Source organism: Leucothrix pacifica (assembly GCF_003172875.1).
GTDB classification, from domain to species: domain Bacteria; phylum Pseudomonadota; class Gammaproteobacteria; order Thiotrichales; family Thiotrichaceae; genus Leucothrix; species Leucothrix pacifica.
Map to the genome: position 1 here is coordinate 1 of NZ_QGKM01000125.1, position 18,258 is coordinate 18,258.

The window sequence follows — 18,258 nt, forward strand, 5'->3', positions numbered from 1 at the left end:
TACTCTTGACCATAGCTCTAATTCCTTTTATTGAATGAAAAGTGAGTGCTGATATTTTCAACTACTCATATTTCCTGACCACATATTTTAAATAAAAGTCACTTAATTCACTGATTTATATTGAAGTTTTTTTAATTACCATCTATTTAGCTAAATTATTCATCGACACAAACATCCTGAGCGTATTGTTATTATACAAAAACAAATTAAAACGATTAACGGTATCTCGCTCATCGGATAGAAGGTGATAAATGCCGGATAGTCTACTAGGGTAATGACACCCAAACGTCAATAATAATAAAAATACCCTCCCCAGTACCCCACTGGGCTATAGAGACAACAGTGAGTGAGTGTCATGAATAACTATGAGTTTTTAGACCCCGTTATGCCGGGTGATCCCAGCGTTGAGATGACTGCAATAACGACCGACCAGTTCGAGTCTATTCTTAACATCCAACAAAAAATCCTTAACTTCATTGCTCAGGACCGCAAGGAAAACGATATCCTTGACGAGCTTTGCACACTGAGTGAGGTCATGCTGGAAAGCTCGGTTGCCAGTATCATGTTGCTCAATCCAAACACTGAATCTCTAAGTCTGGTCAGTGCACCCAGTATTCCGGAAGACAGTCACCATCTTCTGTATGGCGTACTGCCAAACTCAGGTAATGGGTCCTGCGCAACGGCTTTTGCTCATGGCCGCCCAGCCTATGTTAATGACACGAGTACCGATGATCGTTGGCGTAATGCACGTGATCTGGCAAATAGTTTTGAGATTAAGTCTTGCTGGTCTATGCCCGTTTATAATCGTGATGGCCGCGTTATAGGTACATTCGCATTATCTTCTGCTAAACAACGCAGACCTTCTACGTTTCATGACCGATTACTCAAAATGTGCTCCTCGGCAGTGAGCATATTATTGGAGCGAAAAGAACTCAGAAGACTTTCGGTTACAGACAAACTCACCGGACTGTGGAACCGCGTTAAACTGGACCAAGGGCTACATGCACAACGTGCCAGTTATTCTGTTTATCAGGAAACGTATTCTGTGATGATTATCGATATTGATCACTTCAAACACATCAATGATAACTATGGTCATAATGTCGGTGACACCGTTTTATCAGGCATCGCTGAGGTGCTACGTGACAATATTAGACCTCGTGATTTATTGGGCCGCTGGGGTGGTGAAGAGTTTATGGTGTTATTACCTGATTCAGGTAATGGTAAAGCCTTAGAGATTGGCGAGGAGATCCGGATGGCAGTACGGAATCATAGCTTTGGATTGGCAGGTGATTTAACAGTGAGTATCGGTATTTGCGAGGTTAAAGAGAATCTTCGTACACTGGAAGTGGTTGACCGCGCTGATCGTGCACTATATCGCGCAAAAGCATCCGGACGAGACCGCGTTTGTATGTTTTATAAAAACAAAGGAAAACGCCCTTCAAATATTGTCGACATCAATAAAAAAGCAGCAGCGACAGCTTTGTAGGAGCCTAATCACCAACTATTTGAGGGTTTCAGCATAAGAATTTGATTCCACGCTTGAAAGCCAGACCAAATAGCGGCAAAGTTCGCTGTTATTGGTATTAGCGCAAGGTATGCACACCTCATGAATGTGATCGAAGACTTAAGACAACGCGGCATGATCCAGGACATTATGCCTGGTACAGAAGAATTACTGGCCAAAGAGAAAGTGGCTGCTTATGTTGGTGTGGACCCAACCGCTGATTCTATGCACGTTGGAAACCTTGCCACGATCATGTTGTTGGTGTTTCTGCAGAAGTATGGTCACACGCCTGTTGCTTTGGTTGGTGGTGCGACCGGTATGATCGGTGACCCTTCCGGTAAAAGTGCCGAGCGTAATTTACTGGATGAAGAAACCTTACTGCACAACCAGAAAGGCGTACGCGCACAACTGGAAAAGCTGCTGGACTTCGATACTGAAGCAAACCCTGCCCGCTTGGAAAACAACTATAGTTGGTTTAAGGATATGGGCGCGTTGGATTTCTTGCGCAATGTCGGTAAACACCTGACCATTAACTACATGATGGCTAAGGATTCAGTGAAAAGCCGTGTTGAAACCGGCCTGTCGTTCACTGAATTTTCATACCAGCTTATTCAGGGCTATGACTTTTACCATCTGTACAAAAATGGTGGCGTCAAAATCCAGATGGGTGGTTCTGATCAGTGGGGTAATATTACTGCTGGTACTGAGTTGATCCGTCGTATGGATGGCGGCGAGGCATTTGCATTTACCTGCCCGCTCATCACTAAAGCGGATGGCTCTAAGTTTGGTAAAAGTGAAGGTGGCAATATCTGGCTAGACCCTAATCAAACCAGTCCGTATAAGTTTTACCAGTTCTGGATGAATGCCACAGACGAGGATGCTGCCGTCTTTATTAAGCGCTTCACTTTGTTGCCAATGGATGAGATTGAAGCCTTAATTGCTGAACATGAAAAAGCGCCACACTTAAGAGCACTCCAGCAAAAACTCGCTGAAGAAATCACGGTCATGGTTCACAGCCGAGATGCTTATGATCAAGCCGTTCGCGCGTCACAGGCATTATTTAAAGGCAGCAAAGAGGACTTAATGGCACTGAGTAAGTCAGAGCTACTGGAAGTCCTTGAAGGTGTACCAACACATACACTGAAGCGTGATTCTCACGGTGATTCTTTGGATATGGTCAGTTTCTTATCAACTGAAACCGGCATTCTGCCATCAAAAAGCGAGGCAATGCGTAGTCTGAAAGCCAATAGCATCAGCATTAATAAAGAGAAGGTTGCTGAGGGCAGTGAGATTACCGAAAAGGATCTGCTAAACGGCGAGTTTATTCTGGTACAAAAAGGAAAGAAGAATAAGTTTTTGGTTATTCTTGAGTAAGGTCATCTAATTCAACGTTCGTTTATAGGCAGGACATCCGAATCATTTTGGAGAAGTCCTGCCTGTTTATTTTTTGATTACAGGTTAGGCGCAACAGCTAACTAACTCAGACTACTCTAGCTCTTCAGTATTTGCCTGATCTTGCTGATAATCATTTAGCAGCCATTGCTGTAAAATAGTAACTTCAGGCTTTGTTCTGCGATGATCTTCTTTTCGCAGTAAATAGTGGGAGCCTTTCATAGGTAGCTTGATATCCAGCGGCATTACCAAGCGCTCACTTTCTATAAAGGGCAATGCCATACTCCTTGGCAGCATTAAAGCACCTGCCCCGGAAACCGCTAGCTCAGCAGCCACTAAATAGGTATCTGCGCGCAGCACACGACGAGGGTTAACCTCATCAATATCGGCAACATCTTTAGCGCTTAACCATGCTCCCTCACTCCCCATAACAGAGATCAATTTCCCTGCAGCCATCTCCGCTAGATCCTCTGGGAAAGGATCTAAATCCGGAGAACAAACAGGCACAAAGTCTTCCATTACTAACAGATCCGCGTGATACCCGGACCAATTACCATCGCCAAACCGAATATCAATATCATAACTTTCAGCTTCAACTTCATCTGCCCAAAGCGATGAGCCTAGTCTGACCTCAATATCAGGATATTCTTCGTTAAATCGTGCCAGCCGTGGCACCAGATTTAAAACACTAAAAGACATCGGCGCCCGCAGCTTGACCGAGCTTTCTCCACGTAAACCAAACAAGCCCGCCGTGGATGCAGAGATATCATCAAATGCTTGCCGAATGGGAGGTAAATAGGCTGCACCCATGTGAGTCAGTGCAACGCCCCGCGGCAAACGCTCGAACAATAAAAAGCCCAAGTTATTCTCAAGCGCTCTGACTTGCTGGCTAATAGCTGCCGGAGTTAAACACAACTCCTCTGCTGCAGTGGTGAAACTCCTGTGACGCGCAGCGGCTTCAAACGCACGTAATAAATTAAGATTTGGGAGGCGATGTGCCATAGTGAAGGCATTCCTTGGAGCTGATTGTGGTTAGGTTGGTAATGGCTAATGTATAGCGAAGTGCTGAATTGGTCTAATATTTTTTAATGGTTGAAGCTTAAAAGTTTTGAAATTTATTTTTTTAAAAACCGTCATACTAAAACGAAAAAGTGGCAGAAACACTTTAGAACGCCATTGAAACGTACAAAATGCCTGCCACACTAATGATGATGAGTAACTCACGCCAACACTCCGCAGTAGATAAGGATCTCATCACTATCCCACTACAAACATGCAGAGCCAAAAAGCGGTCGTATTAAGAAACAACAGAATACCCACGCATCCGCTGAGCAAACTCTTGCAGAGCCTGAATCCCCGTCTCTTCCGCTTCATGAATCCACTGCTGAAGTGACTCCAAACGCGCCTGCTGATTTGAAGTCGTTCGTCCCCACAACTCATGCAGCTGTTCCTGCGAATGATGCACTGCCTGCAACACTGGGCTATCACGTAAAATACCCTGCAAACGTTCTTTAGTCTGAGTATCAAATTCAACAGCACCACTAAGCATACGCTTTACTAAAGTACGATCAAGTTTGCTAAATGCCGCTAACTCCTGCTTAACCACTGGCTGTACAACTTGGCGGCCAAAGTTAGACATCACCTGTAAACGATTACCTAACACCGCACTCATGGTCTCCAGATCTACCGTCAGTTTTTCGCGATTAATGCGAAGGCGAGGTGCGACTTTCTTAACCTTTGCCATTTTCAGCAATTCCATCAGGCGAATATAAAACCACCCGATATCAAACTCATACCACTTGTTTGAAAGACGCGCCGATGAAGCAAATGCATGATGATTATTGTGCAACTCTTCACCACCGATCAGGATACCGAGCGGTGAGATATTGCGGGCAGCATCCGGAGTATTCCAATTACGATAGCCCCAGAAGTGCGCTACACCGTTGATAACACCAGCTGCCCAAAATGGAATCCACAACATTTGAACTGCCCAAACGGCCAGCCCAGCCAAACCAAAACATGCCACATCAATCAATAGCATCAAACTGATACCCGCACTGGGCCATTTGCGGTATACATTCGCTTCCAGCCAATCTTTGGGTGTACCGCGTCCGTATTTTTCTAAGGTTTCAAGGTTTCTCGCTTCAGCGCGATATAGACCAAGACCACCCCAAAGAACGCGGTTCAAACCCTTTACCTGAGGGCTGTGAGGATCATCTTCAGTTTCACATTTTGCATGATGTTTACGATGAATAGCGACCCACTCAATGGTGACAATACCCGTTGTCAACCAGAGCCAGAAGCGGAAAAAGTGAGATGCAACCGGCCCAAGTTCAACTGAGCCATGTGCTTGTGCACGGTGCAGAAAAACCGTGACGGAAACAATAGTGATATGCGTTAAAACCAGCGTAAGGCCAATTAGCTGCCACACGCCTAAGTCGGGAAAAAACCCCATATTTCTCTCCTACCAATCCAGATATATTATTTTGAAACAGAAACATATCATCTATTCAAGGTAGACGGGGCTGATTCAAGCATCATCCACTATCTAGGCCGGATATCAACGCAATCCATCTTATTAGCGCAATAAACCGACCGAATGTGATAATTGAATTGAACTGAATTGTTAGTCTTTAACGGCGACGATAACGCTCCAGTAAATTCAGCATACGAATATTTCCTGTCGCTTCTGCAATATCAAATACCGTCTGCCCCGTCCGGGTACGTGAATACAGCGGTGCACCATTTGCTAACATGTAGTTAGCCACATTTTCGTGGCCAAAACGAACCGCATGATGCAGTGGCAGCCAATTCTCAACCGTTCGTGGATGAAGATAGGCGCGATGTGCTCTTAAATACTGAATAACATGCAGATGACCGCGAGAAGCCGCACCATGCATCGCTGTTTCACGCCTGCCATTCATATAATTAACATTAGCGCCACGGCTAACCAAATCAATCACAATAGGCATATAGCCGAGATGGGCTGCCTCAAATAATTCTTGGGAAAGCTCTCGCTGAGTGTCGGCAGATGTCATTGAGGGCATCAAGGCCACAGCTAATGCTGCGAGAAATAGTTTTACGGGGGTCATATTCACTCCTTAATTTCTGTAAAAACAAGAACTTGTGTCGACAAACAAATTCTCTTTTACATATAGGTCGCATAAGTATCCCAAACATTGATAAGAGGGGATAACTCTACTCAGACAAAGGTAGTAAATTTGACGCTAAAGGCGACAACGCACTTAAATCAAATCAACCTGATTGACGGTCACTTGATCATTTTCAGTAAATAGTTCTAAGATTTTTTGTAACTGATCAAACACTTGCGGCCCATACGCCTCTTCAAGGTAACGGTATTGCTCACTAATTAACGGCGATATCTTCCCAATCAGCTGCTCACCTTGCGCCGTTAAACTAATCTTTAGACGCCGCTTATCACCGGGTATCCCTTTTTTCTCAACCAGATCCATTTCTTCCATCCGCTTGAGAATTCCGGTCAGACTGGGGCTTAATATCTGGCAAAACTGACACAACTCACGCGGCTCCATCGACTGCTTCTCATGCAAAGCCCGAATAATGCGCCATTGCTGCTCCGTGATACCGTAGTGATTTAGAATGGGTCGGAAATGCGTGATAATCTGCTCACGGGTTTGCAGCAATAACATTGGTAAATTGCGATATTGGATCTCAACACTCATTTATCTTTCCGACGGCTTCTCAAGTCCTCGGAAGCTTACTAACACCTAAGACGCATCGCAAGTGACCTACTAGAGCTGTGATAATATCCACTGTTTAAACGTGGCCACCGGCTCACGCAGCAAATGCGCTTCAGGACACACCAAGAAATAAGCCTCATCATTACACAAGGTCTCATCTGACAGACGCACCAACTGTCCGGACTCCAGATATTCAGCGGCAAATACCTCAGAACCCAAGGCAATACCCTGCCCATCGATAGCCGCACGTATCAACACATTGGTGTCATCGATAACCTGACCACGGTAGGCGTTAACGCCCTGAATACCGGCTTCATCCAACCAACTTTTCCAACAACGATAATCCGCATCATGCAGCAAGTTATAACTGGATAATAAGCGAGGTAAATCAACCGTCTCATCCTCCAATAAATCAGGCGAGCAAACTGGAAAAAAGCCCAGTTTTAGTAAAGGGTAAACCTCCACATCCTTCCAACGACCATCGCCATAGGTGATGCCAAGATCAATCTCTGTTTGGCCAAATTCCACCGGTAAATGAGAGTGATAAAGACGTAAATTAATATCCGGATATTTTTGCCAAAAATCCTTGAGTCGCGGAGACAACCAAGTCGAGGCAAACGATGGTGCGACCCGAATACTTAAACCTTGCTCCTTTATCCCCTCACGCTGCTTAACTTCCTGCACAGCGCTTTCAATGCGATCCAGCGACGCTGTAATTTCTGGCAATAAGGCATAACCCGCTGCCGTCATCACCAATTTACGCGGCAAACGCTTAAATAGAATAACACCCAAATTTTCCTCCAGCGCCCGCACCTGATGACTAATCGCTGCCTGAGTCACGCACAACTCCTCAGCCGCTCGGGTAAAACTCAAGTGCCGGCCTGCCGCTTCAAAGCTGCGTAGGCTATTCAAAGGTGGAATTCGTCGATTCATAACATGCGTGTCCTGAATGATGCATTACATTTTCTAATGTATCCTAGCAATAGATATCGCTTGCACACAATCCCTGAATTACAGAATATCATTTGGGTATTGTTGGAAACTCCCTCAACATCATCTTATCAGCGAGGAACCACTTTGAAATCACATGCACGTGTCGTCATTATCGGCGGCGGATCACTCGGCGTAAACCTCCTCTATCATCTGACCAAAGAAGGCTGGACCGATATCGCACTCATCGAAAAAGGCGAGTTAACCAGCGGCTCAACATGGCACGCGGCAGGACTTTGCCCCAGCTTCAACGGTAATATGACGATCTCACAGATCCACCACTACACCATGGAACTGTACGACAAAATTATTCCGGCAGAAACCGGCGATGCGTCAACCTTCCACCGTACTGGTAGTCTGCGCATCGGCTTTACCGAACTGGAAGAGCAATGGTTTAAAAACCTTGCCAGCCGCGCTAAACAAATCGGCTGCGCCTTTGACTTTGTCAGCAAAGAAGAAGCACAAAAAATTAATCCTCTAATGGACTTCAGCAAAGCCCGTATTATCTTGAACACCCCAGATGACGGCCATGTTGATCCAACTTCTGTAGTCATGCCACTGGCACAACTGGCTAAGAAAAACGGGGCAGAAATCAATCGCTACACCCAAGTCACCGACATCAACCAATTGCCATCAGGCGAGTGGGAAGTGATCACAGACAAAGGCACAATTATCGCAGAACATGTGGTGAATGCAGCAGGTTGCTTCTCCCGTGAAGTCGGCGCTATGGTCGGTGTCGATGTTCCCATTATCAATCTGGAACACCAATACTTAGTCACCGAAGATCTGCCGGTTCTCAGCACCTTAGACAAAGAACTGCCAGTGTGTCGCGACTCCTATACAGAGAGCTATATCCGACAGGAAGGCAAAGGTCTGTTAGTCGGCCCCTATGAAACCTTCGGCTGTAAGCCTTGGGCGCTGGATGGCATGGATTGGTCGTTTGACCGCGAGCTCTTCGAGCCGGATGTCGAGCGCCTGATGCCATTCCTTGAACGCTGTATGGAACTGACACCTTCTTTTGCTGAAGTCGGAATCAAGACGGTAATCAACGGCCCAATCACACACACACCGGATGATAATCCATTGGTTGGCCCACAAGCTGGCTTGCGCAATTTCTGGAATCTGTGCGGTGCTAGTATCGGTATTGCTCAGGGGGGGTATCGGTAAATTTATGGCGCAGTGGATGGTCTACGGCCAAACTGAAATCAATATGGCACCGCTGGATAGCCGCCGCTTTGGTAAATGGGCAGGTAAAGAATACGGCATCATCAAAGCCATCGAATCCTATGAGCACATGTACGCCACAGGCGCGCCCAATGAGAACCGACCACACGGCCGCCCTGCCCGTCACAGCCCGCTTTATGCCATGCTCAATGACAAAGGCTGCGTCCATGGTGTCGTCAATGGCTACGAGAAACCACACTGGTTTAAAACTGACGAAGTCCGTGGTGAATCACTGAGCTGGGCACACACAGAAGCACATGCTGCCGTAGCTGAAGAGTGCTTCGCCGTACGCGATAAAGCCGGTATTACCGACCTGTCTGGTGCGAGTAAATTTGATGTCAAAGGCCCTGATGCCGAAGCTTTCTTAAACTCGTTATCTGCCAATAAACTGCCGGGCAAAGACGGACGAATCGGACTGACTTTATTCCACGGTGAGAACGGCGGCATTCGCGCGGAGATGTCAGTCACGCGCATTAGTAATCAGCACTACTACCTCAATAGTGCAACCTCAGCAGAACTACAAGATCTGGACTGGCTTGGGTCACATGTTGGTGATTTTGACGTAAAAATCAAAAACGTCACGGAGTCAATGGCGGCGGTACTGATCACAGGCCCCGAGTCGCGCAATATTCTTCAGGAAATGACGCAGGATGATATCTCCAATGCATCCATCCCGTGGTTAGCCGCTAAAATGGTCACACTGGATAGCGCCCCTGTCAGAGTGATGCGCGTGTCTTATGCCGGCGAGCTTGGTTTTGAGTTACACATGCCGAGTTATCAGCTGATTTCTATCTATGAATCACTAATGCGTGTTGGTGCTGATTATGGTCTGCGTGACTTCGGTGCTTATGCCTTTAACAGCATGCGCATGGAAAAAGCCTACCGCGCATTCGGTCACGAGTTCACCGAAGAAATGAGTGGTATCGAAGCCGATATGGGCCGCTTTATTGACCTGAGCCGAGACTTCCTTGGTGCGGATAAACTAAGGGAGATTAAGAGCAAACCACTGAAATATAAATTGGCCTATCTGGCGTTTGATGATGATGTGCCGTGTGAATGTTTTGGTAATGAATCAGTAATGCACGACGGCAAACATGTCGGTGTGATTACCAGTGGTGCGTATGGACATCGCGTGGGCAAGAGTCTGGCGTTTGCCTATGTGCCGGAGGGATTAGTCGCTCAGGATGTGAAACTGAGCGTCGATACCAGCCTTGGTCGTCGCGAAGCGCATGTGGAAATGGACGCGCTTTATGATCCGCAAAATGCATTGATGCGGGGTACTTGATTTAGATACTTCGCGGTGGGGCATTAGGTGAAGCATAAACGCTTCGCCTGATGCCCTATTACGGTGAACCCCTAATACTGAGCCTTATGATGGTAGATTCTTACTCCGCAATTCCCAATGCGCTAACGAATACCCTTGATTACTTAGGCTAGTTTGTTTTTCTAACAAGCTTCCGACTATCCTATAAACTCAGCCGTCAATCTTCAGTCACTCTGAATTCTCCTGCATCCCTTTACAGTTAGAAAAGTAAGAGATCATCTCTCTAACAAAGATAGGGATATCACAAATGGAATTAAAACAAAGACTGATAAGTCTGGCTGTGTTGTGCGCACTCTCCGGCGCAGTAAGTGCCGATGGCTGGCCCGAGGCACTCCCCGATAATGCAGCAACAAGCACCGACACGGCTAAGACCATCTATGTATTAGCCAATGACACCGGTGAAGATCTCACACTGACTCACGTGAATGACTGGACGGTTGAAGGCGGACGCGCAGTGCTCGATGCAGACAAACAGTCACTCACCTACACACCAAAAGCAGGTTTCACGGGTAATGATAGCTTTTGGTATACCTTTGAAGATAATCAAGGCCGTAAAAATGCCGCTAAGGTCACGGTCTATGTCACACCAAACAGCGATACGGAAGAACGGCCAGATGCATGGCCAACAGCAACTGCGGATTCTGTTGAAGTCAGCCTACCGGAACCGGTTAGTTTTTCGGTACTGAACAACGATGATGGCGTCGGATTGACCATTACCTCGGTCAATGAATACAGCGCTAATGGCGGGAAGATCAAGATTAATGACAACCAGAAAACAGTTACTTACGAGAGCCTTCGCCCCGTTGCAGAATGGCCTTATACCGACTCATTCTGGTACGTTTTCACGGACAGCTGGGGCCGCAGCAACTCGGCCAAAGTCACGGTTAAATTAGATTATGCCACGGCACCGGAAGCGTGGCCGCAAGCGAATCTGGATACGGAGTCAACTTTCGTCAATACGCCCGTTGTTATCAATGTACTTGCAAACGATGTGGGTGAAGGCCTGTCAATTAAGAGCGTTAATGAAAGCTCCATCCGCTGGGGGCGCATTGAAATCAATGGCGACAAACTCATCTATACGCCACGCTATAACTACACCGGCAGTGATGAGTTTTGGTACGTCTTTGCAGACGCCTGGGGACGCACCAACAGCAGCAAAGTCACCGTTGATGTCAGTCGCAATATTAGCGTTGCGCGCATCCCGCTGAATGATACCGGCGTGACGACTTGTGGTGACTACACCGGTAAGCAATTCGGCAATGAAGCAGATCACGACAATGCACTGGGTGATTGCTCCGCCACGACTGATAATGACGGCGATCCGATCCCGCAAGGACAGGATGCCATGCTGGGACGTGACGTCACTGCCAATGATTACAGCGATGGCGAGGCAGGTTTCAGCTTTACCAAACTGGACGCTGGCGGTAATGCCTTACCGGCATCTGCATCCGCTTGGTCATGTGTGAAAGACAACCATACCGGTCTCATTTGGGAGAGCAAACAAGGACTCGGTGGTGGCGTCGGTAGTGCAGGCTTACATAGCGCGGATGACAAATTCTTTTGGTACAGCACCGATCCTGAAATCAATGGTGGGATTGAGCAAGTCACAGAAGGCAGCAGCTTCCGCCCATCGGATTGCTTCGGTAATTCAGACACGCAACCGAGCACTTATTGCAGCACAGAAGCGTTTGTGAACCGCGTGAATGCACAAGGCCTCTGCGGACTGAACAACTGGCGCTTACCGGATGTAAGCGAGCTAATGTCACTGGTGAACTACGACAAAAGCTTTACAACATACATTGATGGCACCTTCTTCCCCAATACGGTCAGCACCGCGACATCCGGCATACTCGGCTATTCGACTTTGTCGCTTACGGCTAACGTGTCAGAGACTAGCTACACCATGATGGGAGTCGATTTCAGACGCGGAAAAATACTTAGCAACAGCCGTGGCGATGGCAACCCAACACGCTTGGTCAACACTTCACATCTCGGAGAATAAGCATTATGAAACGACCTATTACCTATTTTGCAGGACTTGCTATTGCTTTATTTTCCGGAAGTTTAGCTGCGGCGCAAACCTGTCACTCACAGCTGTATCAACACACTCCAACGGAACGCTTCGTACTGGATGGGGCTGTGGCTATTGATAAACGCACGAACTTGGTTTGGCAACGCTGCCCGCTTGGACAGGTCTGGAATAAATCCACCAGCCAATGCGACTTTAGTGTGATCGCCAAAAACTGGAAAGAAGCGCATGACTCCGCACCTGAAGGCTGGCGAGTACCCAATCTGAAAGAATTGGCCAGCATCTCGGAGTTCAGTTGCAATTTTCCAGCTCTCAACATTACGGTGTTTCCACACCTTGAAAACTGGAGCTTTTGGACATCGACCGTGGTTAAGCGGCTAGATCTTGATACTGCGTTTGGAACGGTCATTGGTGAATATCCCAACAGAGCCTGGAGTATCGGCGCATCCAGTGGCGTCAACTTATTGGATTATAAAACGGACTTAAAAGCAGTTAGATTTGTGAAAGACTTTCTACCTGAAACAAAGTAGACGGTCAGTTGGTATCGCGCAAAGACTCGTCTCCTTTGTCGGGAGACGCTTATTCCGCGATACCAACTGACTTATGCAGTACTTAGTTGAGTAAGGATTTTACGTAGCTGGCGATTTCGTCGTCCTGACAGTTTTCGAAGAAGCAGGCTTGGAATCGCTCGCCTGAGACGGCTGTTTTGACGAGTTCCTGATCAATCGATTTCAGTGTATCCAAGTAGTTTTCTTTGACCACGGCAGCTTTCACATCATCCAGTAAACTGGCGTTTTGTTGTTGCGGTGCTGCGCGTTCCAATGGGTAGCCCATACCACGCTCACCAGTAGTGAAAGCTTTTTCAAAGATGTAGCGCACGTTGAGTTCTGCACCCCAGCCATAGCCTTTAGCAAATGCCAGTGCCAGCGCATTGCCGTTATTGATCTGATTAAACAAAAAGGCATCCGATGGCTCGATGCAGTAACCACAGACCACACCCGGGTGAATATTAAGAGACATCATTGCACCTTGGCCAGTACCACAACCGGACACCACAAAATCAACCGCCTTCGAGTTCAACAGCAAGCTAGCCATGATTCCTAGATGAATGTAAGTCAGGTGATGATCATTTTCATCGCTCATACCAACATTGAAGACCTCATCGCCACTGGTTTTAGAAACGGTCTGTAACTCACCCCAAACCCCAGCATTCTTAGCCGCCTGACTATTTTCCATCATTAATGCAATCTTCATTTCTCACTCTCCCGATGTATTTGTTAGGTATCAATGTTTACAACAGTAACTAAAAACAAAATACACTTCAATAAAAATAAAACAGCGTTTCATTTTACGCTTTGCATTTTTTAAAATGCCATTTCATAAAAAATGAATTCACTGACGGCATCCGGTATAGTCAGTCATCTCATTTTTATCCGGTGATGATTGTGGACAAAACTACACAGCCCGAGGCAGTTTCCTCCGTCTTAAAAGTATTCAATATTTTGCAGGCTCTGGGAGAAGAAGGTAAGCAGGGCGTATCTGAGCTTTCTCAGCGCCTGATGATGTCGAAGGCCACGACTTACCGCTTTCTGCAAACCATGAAAACACTGGGTTACGTCACGCAAGTGGATGACGCTGATAAATACTCGCTAACTATCAAATTGTTTGAACTGGGCGCGATGTCGTTAAAAGATGTGGACTTAATTGCCTTGGCCGATAAGGAAATGCGCACTCTCTCAGCTGCGACCAATGAAGCGCTGCACCTTGGGGCGCTGGATGAGGATTCGATTGTTTATATTCACAAAATCGACTCGAATTATGACCTGCGCATGCAATCCCGCATTGGTCGACGAAACCCGCTGTATAGTACGGCGATTGGCAAAGTACTACTGGCTGGGTTGCCGGATAACATGGTCCAGCAAACGCTTAGAGATGTTGAGTTTGTAAAACACACCGAAAAAACCCACGACAACATTGCACAGTTGATGGATGAGTTGGCACTCGTACGCCAACAACATTATGCGGAAGATCAGGAAGAGCAGGAGCCAGGTCTACATTGCATTGCAGCGCCAATTTACGACAGACTTGGCAATGTAATTGCCGGACTTTCCATATCATTTCCAACTATTCGCTTTGATGCGGATCGCAAAGCGCAATATATTTCGATGCTACATCAGGCGGGTCGCCGGATTTCGGAAGGTCTTGGGTTTGGGGATTATCCTACTAGCTAGCTCACCGATTTCTAAGCGCTGAACTGCCCGCATCGCTGGAGAGTCCGATTTCAAACACAGACATATTATGCAATTGATGAGGATTAGCCGGATTCTGATGACTGAACGTCGCCAAAGCAAACGCAGTCAATAAGCCACAGGCACTGATCAAGCCCATTTGACGAACTCTGAATTGCCCGTCGCTATCGACTGCCGTTGTGTATTTTCGATCCATGATTTTTCCTAAGCCGTGATTGATGCACCACTCTAAAAATCTACGAGATAAGCCGCGAGTGTTGCTCACATTAATGGCAAAGACTCTCTGACAAGAGGTGAGATTGGGTTTAGCTTCCCGGCCAAGATCAAACTTTGGTGGTAATCCCAAGGCAACTCATCCGACCAAGGTCAGACTTTAGTAACTATCCCAAAGCAACTCCCTTTTCCAAGCTCAGACCGCAACTCTAACCTCAAATCATGCTCCGTCGCCAACTGCTGCACAATCGCTAAACCAAGCCCCTCACCTTCCGATTCATCGCCCTTGTGGTACGGCAACAAACACGCCTCAATCTTCCCAGTACTCATCCCTGCTCCGTTATCACAAACCAAAATCTTCAGCCCATTTTCCAGCCGCCGGCAACCCAGCAAAACCTTAGCTCCATCAACACCCGAGTGATGCTTAATCGCATTCGCCGTTAGGTTTGAAATAATCCGCATCAACACCAAAGGCTCAGTAGTCAGCATCACCGAGCAGTCAACCTTGCGTAGCTCAATACCTCGACTTATCGCCTCTTTGCTAAACATGCGTTGTACCGTGTTTAAAATCAGCGATGCCGGATAAGCTTCAACCGAGGCTGTCGCCTCTTCTTCACCAAGGCTCGCGCCTGAGTCATCCGTTTGGGCATGTTGCAAATGACGATTACACAGCTCTTCAAGATATAGAAAGGCATCTCCCAACTGCTGGCGAACTTCGGTGGTTTGGTTCTGAGCTATGGCGTCGATGCTGGAGCGTAATGACATAATCGGTTGTCTCAAGTCGTGGGATGCAGTAGCCAACCGCTGTTTATGTTGACTGGCCAGACGCTGTGCACGGGCAAAGTTTTTCTCTGCATTTAACAGGTCTTGATTCATTTGTGCGTTTTTCTGGGCGAGTGCCAGCTCTCGCTTTAGTGCGGCTTGTTGATCTTTGTGCAGGCCCATTAGTTGCACGGTAATAATCCCCATCACCATCACGCCGACCACGACATAAGCGAAGTGGTGCAAGTGCTCCATCAACCAAGTAGGCAGAGCGACGTCAATAAACACCGTCGCTACCAATCCGACAATTATCAGAGCAATCATTAGCAGTGCAAACAAACTGATATAGCTGCGACGTCCAAGGTGTAACCACGAAGTAAAGGCGATGGGTTGGAGCAAAAACGCAGGGATAGCGATCAGGTTTTGCAGTTGAATCAGTGTGGAAAATGGCACAATGGGGAGTAATAAAGGAATCAGCAAACTAATCACCGCCATCACCAAGGCAGCCTTGTGCATCAGTGTATGTTTTGCCGCATCCACACTGCTAATCAACTGATGGATAATGAAAAAACCTAAGCCATTCAACAACGGTAATATCACCATCGGTGAGAAGTGATTCCAATCTGGACTATTCGGCCAAAGGAACTTAAAGGCATAGCCATCAATATCTGACATGGCGACCAGCCCCAGTAAAAACAGACCGGCATACAACAAGGCGATGCGATGGCGAACGGCGATACTAAACAGTAAAAACAATAGCCCAAGCGTTGCGGTGAAACCATAAAACAACGCACCAAATACTCCATCCGTTTGTTGTATCTGCGCGAACTCATCGGCAGTCAGTATTGTAAACGGCAGATATGACGGTCCTTCAACAAGGGTTTGAATCAGCACTTCAGCGGTCTCATCAGCGGCCAGCTGAAAGCCTTCTGAATTCAATAAGCGAAAGGTATTATTACGCGCGGCAAACGGTTGCTCCTCATGCTCATCAATCAAAATCCGTGGCCGCGCACCCACTAACTCAGCTTTTAACAGCCGACTATAAGGCGCACCAGTGAGCAATCGCAATTGGGCGCTATCAGTGCTTTGATTGTGAATGCTGATCAGCACCCAAGCTTGCGCGAGTTCATTACCTAACTGAAAAACGCTGTGATTAAGCGGCACAGCATCGCCTTGTTTAAATACTTCCAGCGCTTCTTGGGAGGTCAGCGTTATATCGTGATCTTCAAACCAATATTGCGTAACGCTGATGCCATTACTCTCAACAGGCGTTATCCCATCAGCCGACAGCGGACTGAGCAGGCACATCATCAGCAAGCTAATGCCAAACAGCAAACGATAGGCTATATTTAATCGAGTCATCAGGGAATCCGATTTATTCATGAGCAGCTCTCAACCCAGCAATGTACCGACCGCCATTATTGCCGACGATCATCAGATTGTACGGCAAGGTTTGAAGGTTGCATTGGAAAGTCCCGGCTTGGTTACTCCGCAAGGTATCAGCGTTGTCGCCGAAGCAGAAAACGGTCTGGAAGCGTTGGCGGAAGTGAAGATTCATCAGCCCGATATATTGCTGCTGGATATCTCGATGCCATTGGCCGGTGGTGCGGAGGTGGTCAATGATATTCAACGTTGGAGCCCTGACACTCGCATCGTGATTCTGACCGGCATTCACGCACCCGGACTGATCGCTCAACTCTTGAATACTGGTATTGTCGGTTTGTTTTCCAAAGGCTCTGACCTGAATGAGCTGTATCAAAACCTGCCGTTGATTTTGAATGGCGGTCGCTATATCGCCAGTAGTTTTGATGAAGCGCTGCAAGCTCAACAAAACACACCCGCACTGACCGGACGCGAACAACAAATTCTGAATATGATCGTGGCGGGTAAAACCAATAAAGAAATTGCCCAGCAATTGGTGATTAGTCCGAAAACCGTCGACAAACACCGCACCAGTCTGATGGATAAACTCGGCGTTCACTCGGTGGCTGAGCTGCTGGCCTATGCTTTTCGTGAAGGTTTGATCGACCCGGATCATTTGTTGTAATCCCATGTTTAAACAATGAGTCCAGAATAACGCATCCGATAATTTCACCATATGGGGGATTCACCCCATACCCTGCGGTTCGTCAGATTGTTACCTTGTAATCACTGTTTCAACACACCAAAGCGAGGTAACAACATGTCATCAATTCACACTACATCAAACGTAAAAAAAGCGGCTCTATCACTAGGCGCTATCATTTTACTCAGCACACTCGGCGCAGCACCTGCGATGGCGAAAGCCTGTAAAGACGTCCACATCGAAGCCAAAAACCTAACGAACAAACACATCACCATCACCGATCTGGACTACTGGGATTCTGAAAGTGGTAAATGGCGCTCAGAGCCAGTGCCCAATACGCCACTGAGCAACAACCGCACCTGGCAAATCAACCGCAACCTCGAAAGAGTCAACGGCCAGCCCGTCAAAGTTAAAGTGAAATACAAGTACCGCGCCAAGAAGAAATACAGCAAACTTTTAAAACGCTGGACCTATAAAACCGTCAGAAAAACCCACACCTCCACCAGCAAACTCTGTGAGCGCGACTCTGAATTTGTCATGCAACTTCGCTAATATCACCTTTCCATTGCAACAAATCCGGCTAATTGGGAAAGAACCCTTGATTAGCCGGATTACTTTATTCCCTTAACCAAACAACTAACAAAGCATAGTGCATAGTAAGCACCTTGCGACGAAGAAGCCAAAACACTCACCGCCACCACCTAAGCAGCAAGTAAAGGATAGTGCAGAATAAGCGCCTTACGACGAAGGAGTCGAAGCGTTTATCCTAAAATCCTCAGTTGGG

At 47.0% G+C, this 18,258-nt stretch carries 17 protein-coding genes; 9 read left to right on the forward strand and 8 right to left on the reverse strand.

Features of this window, described 5'->3' with window-relative positions; all coding sequences use genetic code 11:
• The first annotated feature begins 355 nt into the window (after positions 1-355).
• A complete protein-coding gene (locus DKW60_RS23030; RefSeq protein WP_109839992.1) occupies positions 356-1,489 on the forward strand; it encodes a sensor domain-containing diguanylate cyclase in 1,134 nt (377 codons plus the stop codon).
• Between the two features lie 120 nt (positions 1,490-1,609).
• Complete coding sequence (gene tyrS, locus DKW60_RS23035) at positions 1,610-2,881, forward strand: tyrosine--tRNA ligase (protein WP_109839993.1); 1,272 nt, start codon at positions 1,610-1,612, stop codon at positions 2,879-2,881.
• A 111-nt stretch (positions 2,882-2,992) separates the two neighbouring features.
• Here tyrS and DKW60_RS23040 read toward each other — a convergent pair whose 3' ends face one another.
• The 5 genes from DKW60_RS23040 to gcvA all read right to left on the reverse strand — a co-directional run bounded on the left by DKW60_RS23040 (position 2,993) and on the right by gcvA (position 7,551).
• Positions 2,993-3,901 carry a LysR substrate-binding domain-containing protein gene (locus DKW60_RS23040; RefSeq protein ID WP_109839994.1) on the reverse strand — a complete coding sequence of 303 codons (909 nt, stop codon included), beginning with the start codon at positions 3,899-3,901 and terminating at the stop codon, positions 2,993-2,995.
• Positions 3,902-4,196: 295 nt separating this feature from the next.
• Complete coding sequence (locus DKW60_RS23045; RefSeq protein WP_109839995.1) at positions 4,197-5,354, reverse strand: DesA family fatty acid desaturase; 1,158 nt, start codon at positions 5,352-5,354, stop codon at positions 4,197-4,199.
• A gap of 178 nt (positions 5,355-5,532) precedes the next feature.
• A complete protein-coding gene (locus tag DKW60_RS23050; protein ID WP_109839996.1) occupies positions 5,533-5,991 on the reverse strand; it encodes an ankyrin repeat domain-containing protein in 459 nt (152 codons plus the stop codon).
• 153 nt (positions 5,992-6,144) lie between these two features.
• The gene (gene hpaR, locus DKW60_RS23055) at positions 6,145-6,600 is read right to left on the reverse strand and encodes a homoprotocatechuate degradation operon regulator HpaR (protein WP_109839997.1); all 456 of its coding nucleotides are present in this window, start codon (positions 6,598-6,600) and stop codon (positions 6,145-6,147) included.
• A 69-nt stretch (positions 6,601-6,669) separates the two neighbouring features.
• Positions 6,670-7,551 (reverse strand): transcriptional regulator GcvA, encoded by an 882-nt coding sequence (gcvA, locus tag DKW60_RS23060; protein WP_109839998.1) that lies wholly within the window; start codon positions 7,549-7,551, stop codon positions 6,670-6,672.
• Positions 7,552-7,695: 144 nt separating this feature from the next.
• Between gcvA and DKW60_RS24190 the strand changes: the two genes are divergently transcribed.
• The 4 genes from DKW60_RS24190 (at position 7,696) to DKW60_RS23075 (ending at position 12,715) form a co-directional block, all read left to right on the forward strand.
• Entirely contained in the window at positions 7,696-8,775 is a 1,080-nt protein-coding gene (locus DKW60_RS24190; protein ID WP_219988899.1) for an NAD(P)/FAD-dependent oxidoreductase, read from the forward strand.
• Positions 8,738-10,117 carry a glycine cleavage T C-terminal barrel domain-containing protein gene (locus tag DKW60_RS24195; RefSeq protein WP_219988900.1) on the forward strand — a complete coding sequence of 460 codons (1,380 nt, stop codon included), beginning with the start codon at positions 8,738-8,740 and terminating at the stop codon, positions 10,115-10,117. Before DKW60_RS24190 ends, DKW60_RS24195 begins: the two co-directional genes overlap by 38 nt.
• Positions 10,118-10,403: 286 nt before the next feature.
• Positions 10,404-12,158 (forward strand): Ig-like domain-containing protein, encoded by a 1,755-nt coding sequence (locus DKW60_RS23070; protein ID WP_109839999.1) that lies wholly within the window; start codon positions 10,404-10,406, stop codon positions 12,156-12,158.
• Positions 12,159-12,163: 5 nt separating this feature from the next.
• Positions 12,164-12,715, forward strand: a complete 552-nt coding sequence (locus DKW60_RS23075; protein ID WP_109840000.1) for an Lcl C-terminal domain-containing protein — start codon at positions 12,164-12,166, stop codon at positions 12,713-12,715.
• Positions 12,716-12,797: 82 nt separating this feature from the next.
• On the opposite strand, the gene DKW60_RS23080 is transcribed toward DKW60_RS23075, so the two are convergent.
• On the reverse strand, positions 12,798-13,439 hold the full coding sequence (locus DKW60_RS23080; RefSeq protein ID WP_109840001.1) for an RpiB/LacA/LacB family sugar-phosphate isomerase: 642 nt from the start codon (positions 13,437-13,439) through the stop codon (positions 12,798-12,800).
• 191 nt (positions 13,440-13,630) lie between these two features.
• Between DKW60_RS23080 and kdgR the strand changes: the two genes are divergently transcribed.
• Positions 13,631-14,416 (forward strand): DNA-binding transcriptional regulator KdgR, encoded by a 786-nt coding sequence (gene kdgR / locus DKW60_RS23085; RefSeq protein WP_109840006.1) that lies wholly within the window; start codon positions 13,631-13,633, stop codon positions 14,414-14,416.
• Position 14,417: 1 nt separating this feature from the next.
• On the opposite strand, the gene DKW60_RS23090 is transcribed toward kdgR, so the two are convergent.
• Together DKW60_RS23090 and DKW60_RS23095 are read right to left on the reverse strand one after the other, a co-directional pair.
• Positions 14,418-14,630, reverse strand: coding sequence for a hypothetical protein (locus DKW60_RS23090; protein ID WP_109840002.1), 213 nt, complete (start codon positions 14,628-14,630; stop codon positions 14,418-14,420).
• Positions 14,631-14,800: 170 nt separating this feature from the next.
• Complete coding sequence (locus DKW60_RS23095; RefSeq protein ID WP_181389866.1) at positions 14,801-16,771, reverse strand: sensor histidine kinase; 1,971 nt, start codon at positions 16,769-16,771, stop codon at positions 14,801-14,803.
• A gap of 19 nt (positions 16,772-16,790) precedes the next feature.
• Here DKW60_RS23095 and DKW60_RS23100 point away from each other — a divergent pair, with 19 nt between their 5' ends.
• Together DKW60_RS23100 and DKW60_RS23105 are read left to right on the forward strand one after the other, a co-directional pair.
• Positions 16,791-17,456 (forward strand): response regulator, encoded by a 666-nt coding sequence (locus DKW60_RS23100; protein ID WP_109840004.1) that lies wholly within the window; start codon positions 16,791-16,793, stop codon positions 17,454-17,456.
• 135 nt (positions 17,457-17,591) lie between these two features.
• A complete protein-coding gene (locus tag DKW60_RS23105; protein ID WP_109840005.1) occupies positions 17,592-18,026 on the forward strand; it encodes a hypothetical protein in 435 nt (144 codons plus the stop codon).
• Positions 18,027-18,258: the final 232 nt, after the last annotated feature.

Bases quoted from the DNA above. Each gene is read 5' to 3' on its own strand.
- DKW60_RS23050 (WP_109839996.1), bottom strand. From the start codon at position 5,991: ATGACCCCCGTAAAACTATTTCTCGCAGCATTAGCTGTGGCCTTGATG.
- tyrS (WP_109839993.1), top strand. From the start codon at position 1,610: ATGAATGTGATCGAAGACTTAAGACAACGCGGCATGATCCAGGACATT.
- DKW60_RS23105 (WP_109840005.1), top strand. From the start codon at position 17,592: ATGTCATCAATTCACACTACATCAAACGTAAAAAAAGCGGCTCTATCA.
- DKW60_RS23030 (WP_109839992.1), top strand. From the start codon at position 356: ATGAATAACTATGAGTTTTTAGACCCCGTTATGCCGGGTGATCCCAGC.
- DKW60_RS23100 (WP_109840004.1), top strand. From the start codon at position 16,791: ATGAGCAGCTCTCAACCCAGCAATGTACCGACCGCCATTATTGCCGAC.
- DKW60_RS23080 (WP_109840001.1), bottom strand. From the start codon at position 13,439: ATGAAGATTGCATTAATGATGGAAAATAGTCAGGCGGCTAAGAATGCT.
- DKW60_RS23045 (WP_109839995.1), bottom strand. From the start codon at position 5,354: ATGGGGTTTTTTCCCGACTTAGGCGTGTGGCAGCTAATTGGCCTTACG.
- DKW60_RS23090 (WP_109840002.1), bottom strand. From the start codon at position 14,630: ATGGATCGAAAATACACAACGGCAGTCGATAGCGACGGGCAATTCAGA.
- DKW60_RS23075 (WP_109840000.1), top strand. From the start codon at position 12,164: ATGAAACGACCTATTACCTATTTTGCAGGACTTGCTATTGCTTTATTT.
- DKW60_RS23040 (WP_109839994.1), bottom strand. From the start codon at position 3,901: ATGGCACATCGCCTCCCAAATCTTAATTTATTACGTGCGTTTGAAGCC.
- gcvA (WP_109839998.1), bottom strand. From the start codon at position 7,551: ATGAATCGACGAATTCCACCTTTGAATAGCCTACGCAGCTTTGAAGCG.
- hpaR (WP_109839997.1), bottom strand. From the start codon at position 6,600: ATGAGTGTTGAGATCCAATATCGCAATTTACCAATGTTATTGCTGCAA.
- DKW60_RS23070 (WP_109839999.1), top strand. From the start codon at position 10,404: ATGGAATTAAAACAAAGACTGATAAGTCTGGCTGTGTTGTGCGCACTC.
- DKW60_RS23095 (WP_181389866.1), bottom strand. From the start codon at position 16,771: ATGACTCGATTAAATATAGCCTATCGTTTGCTGTTTGGCATTAGCTTG.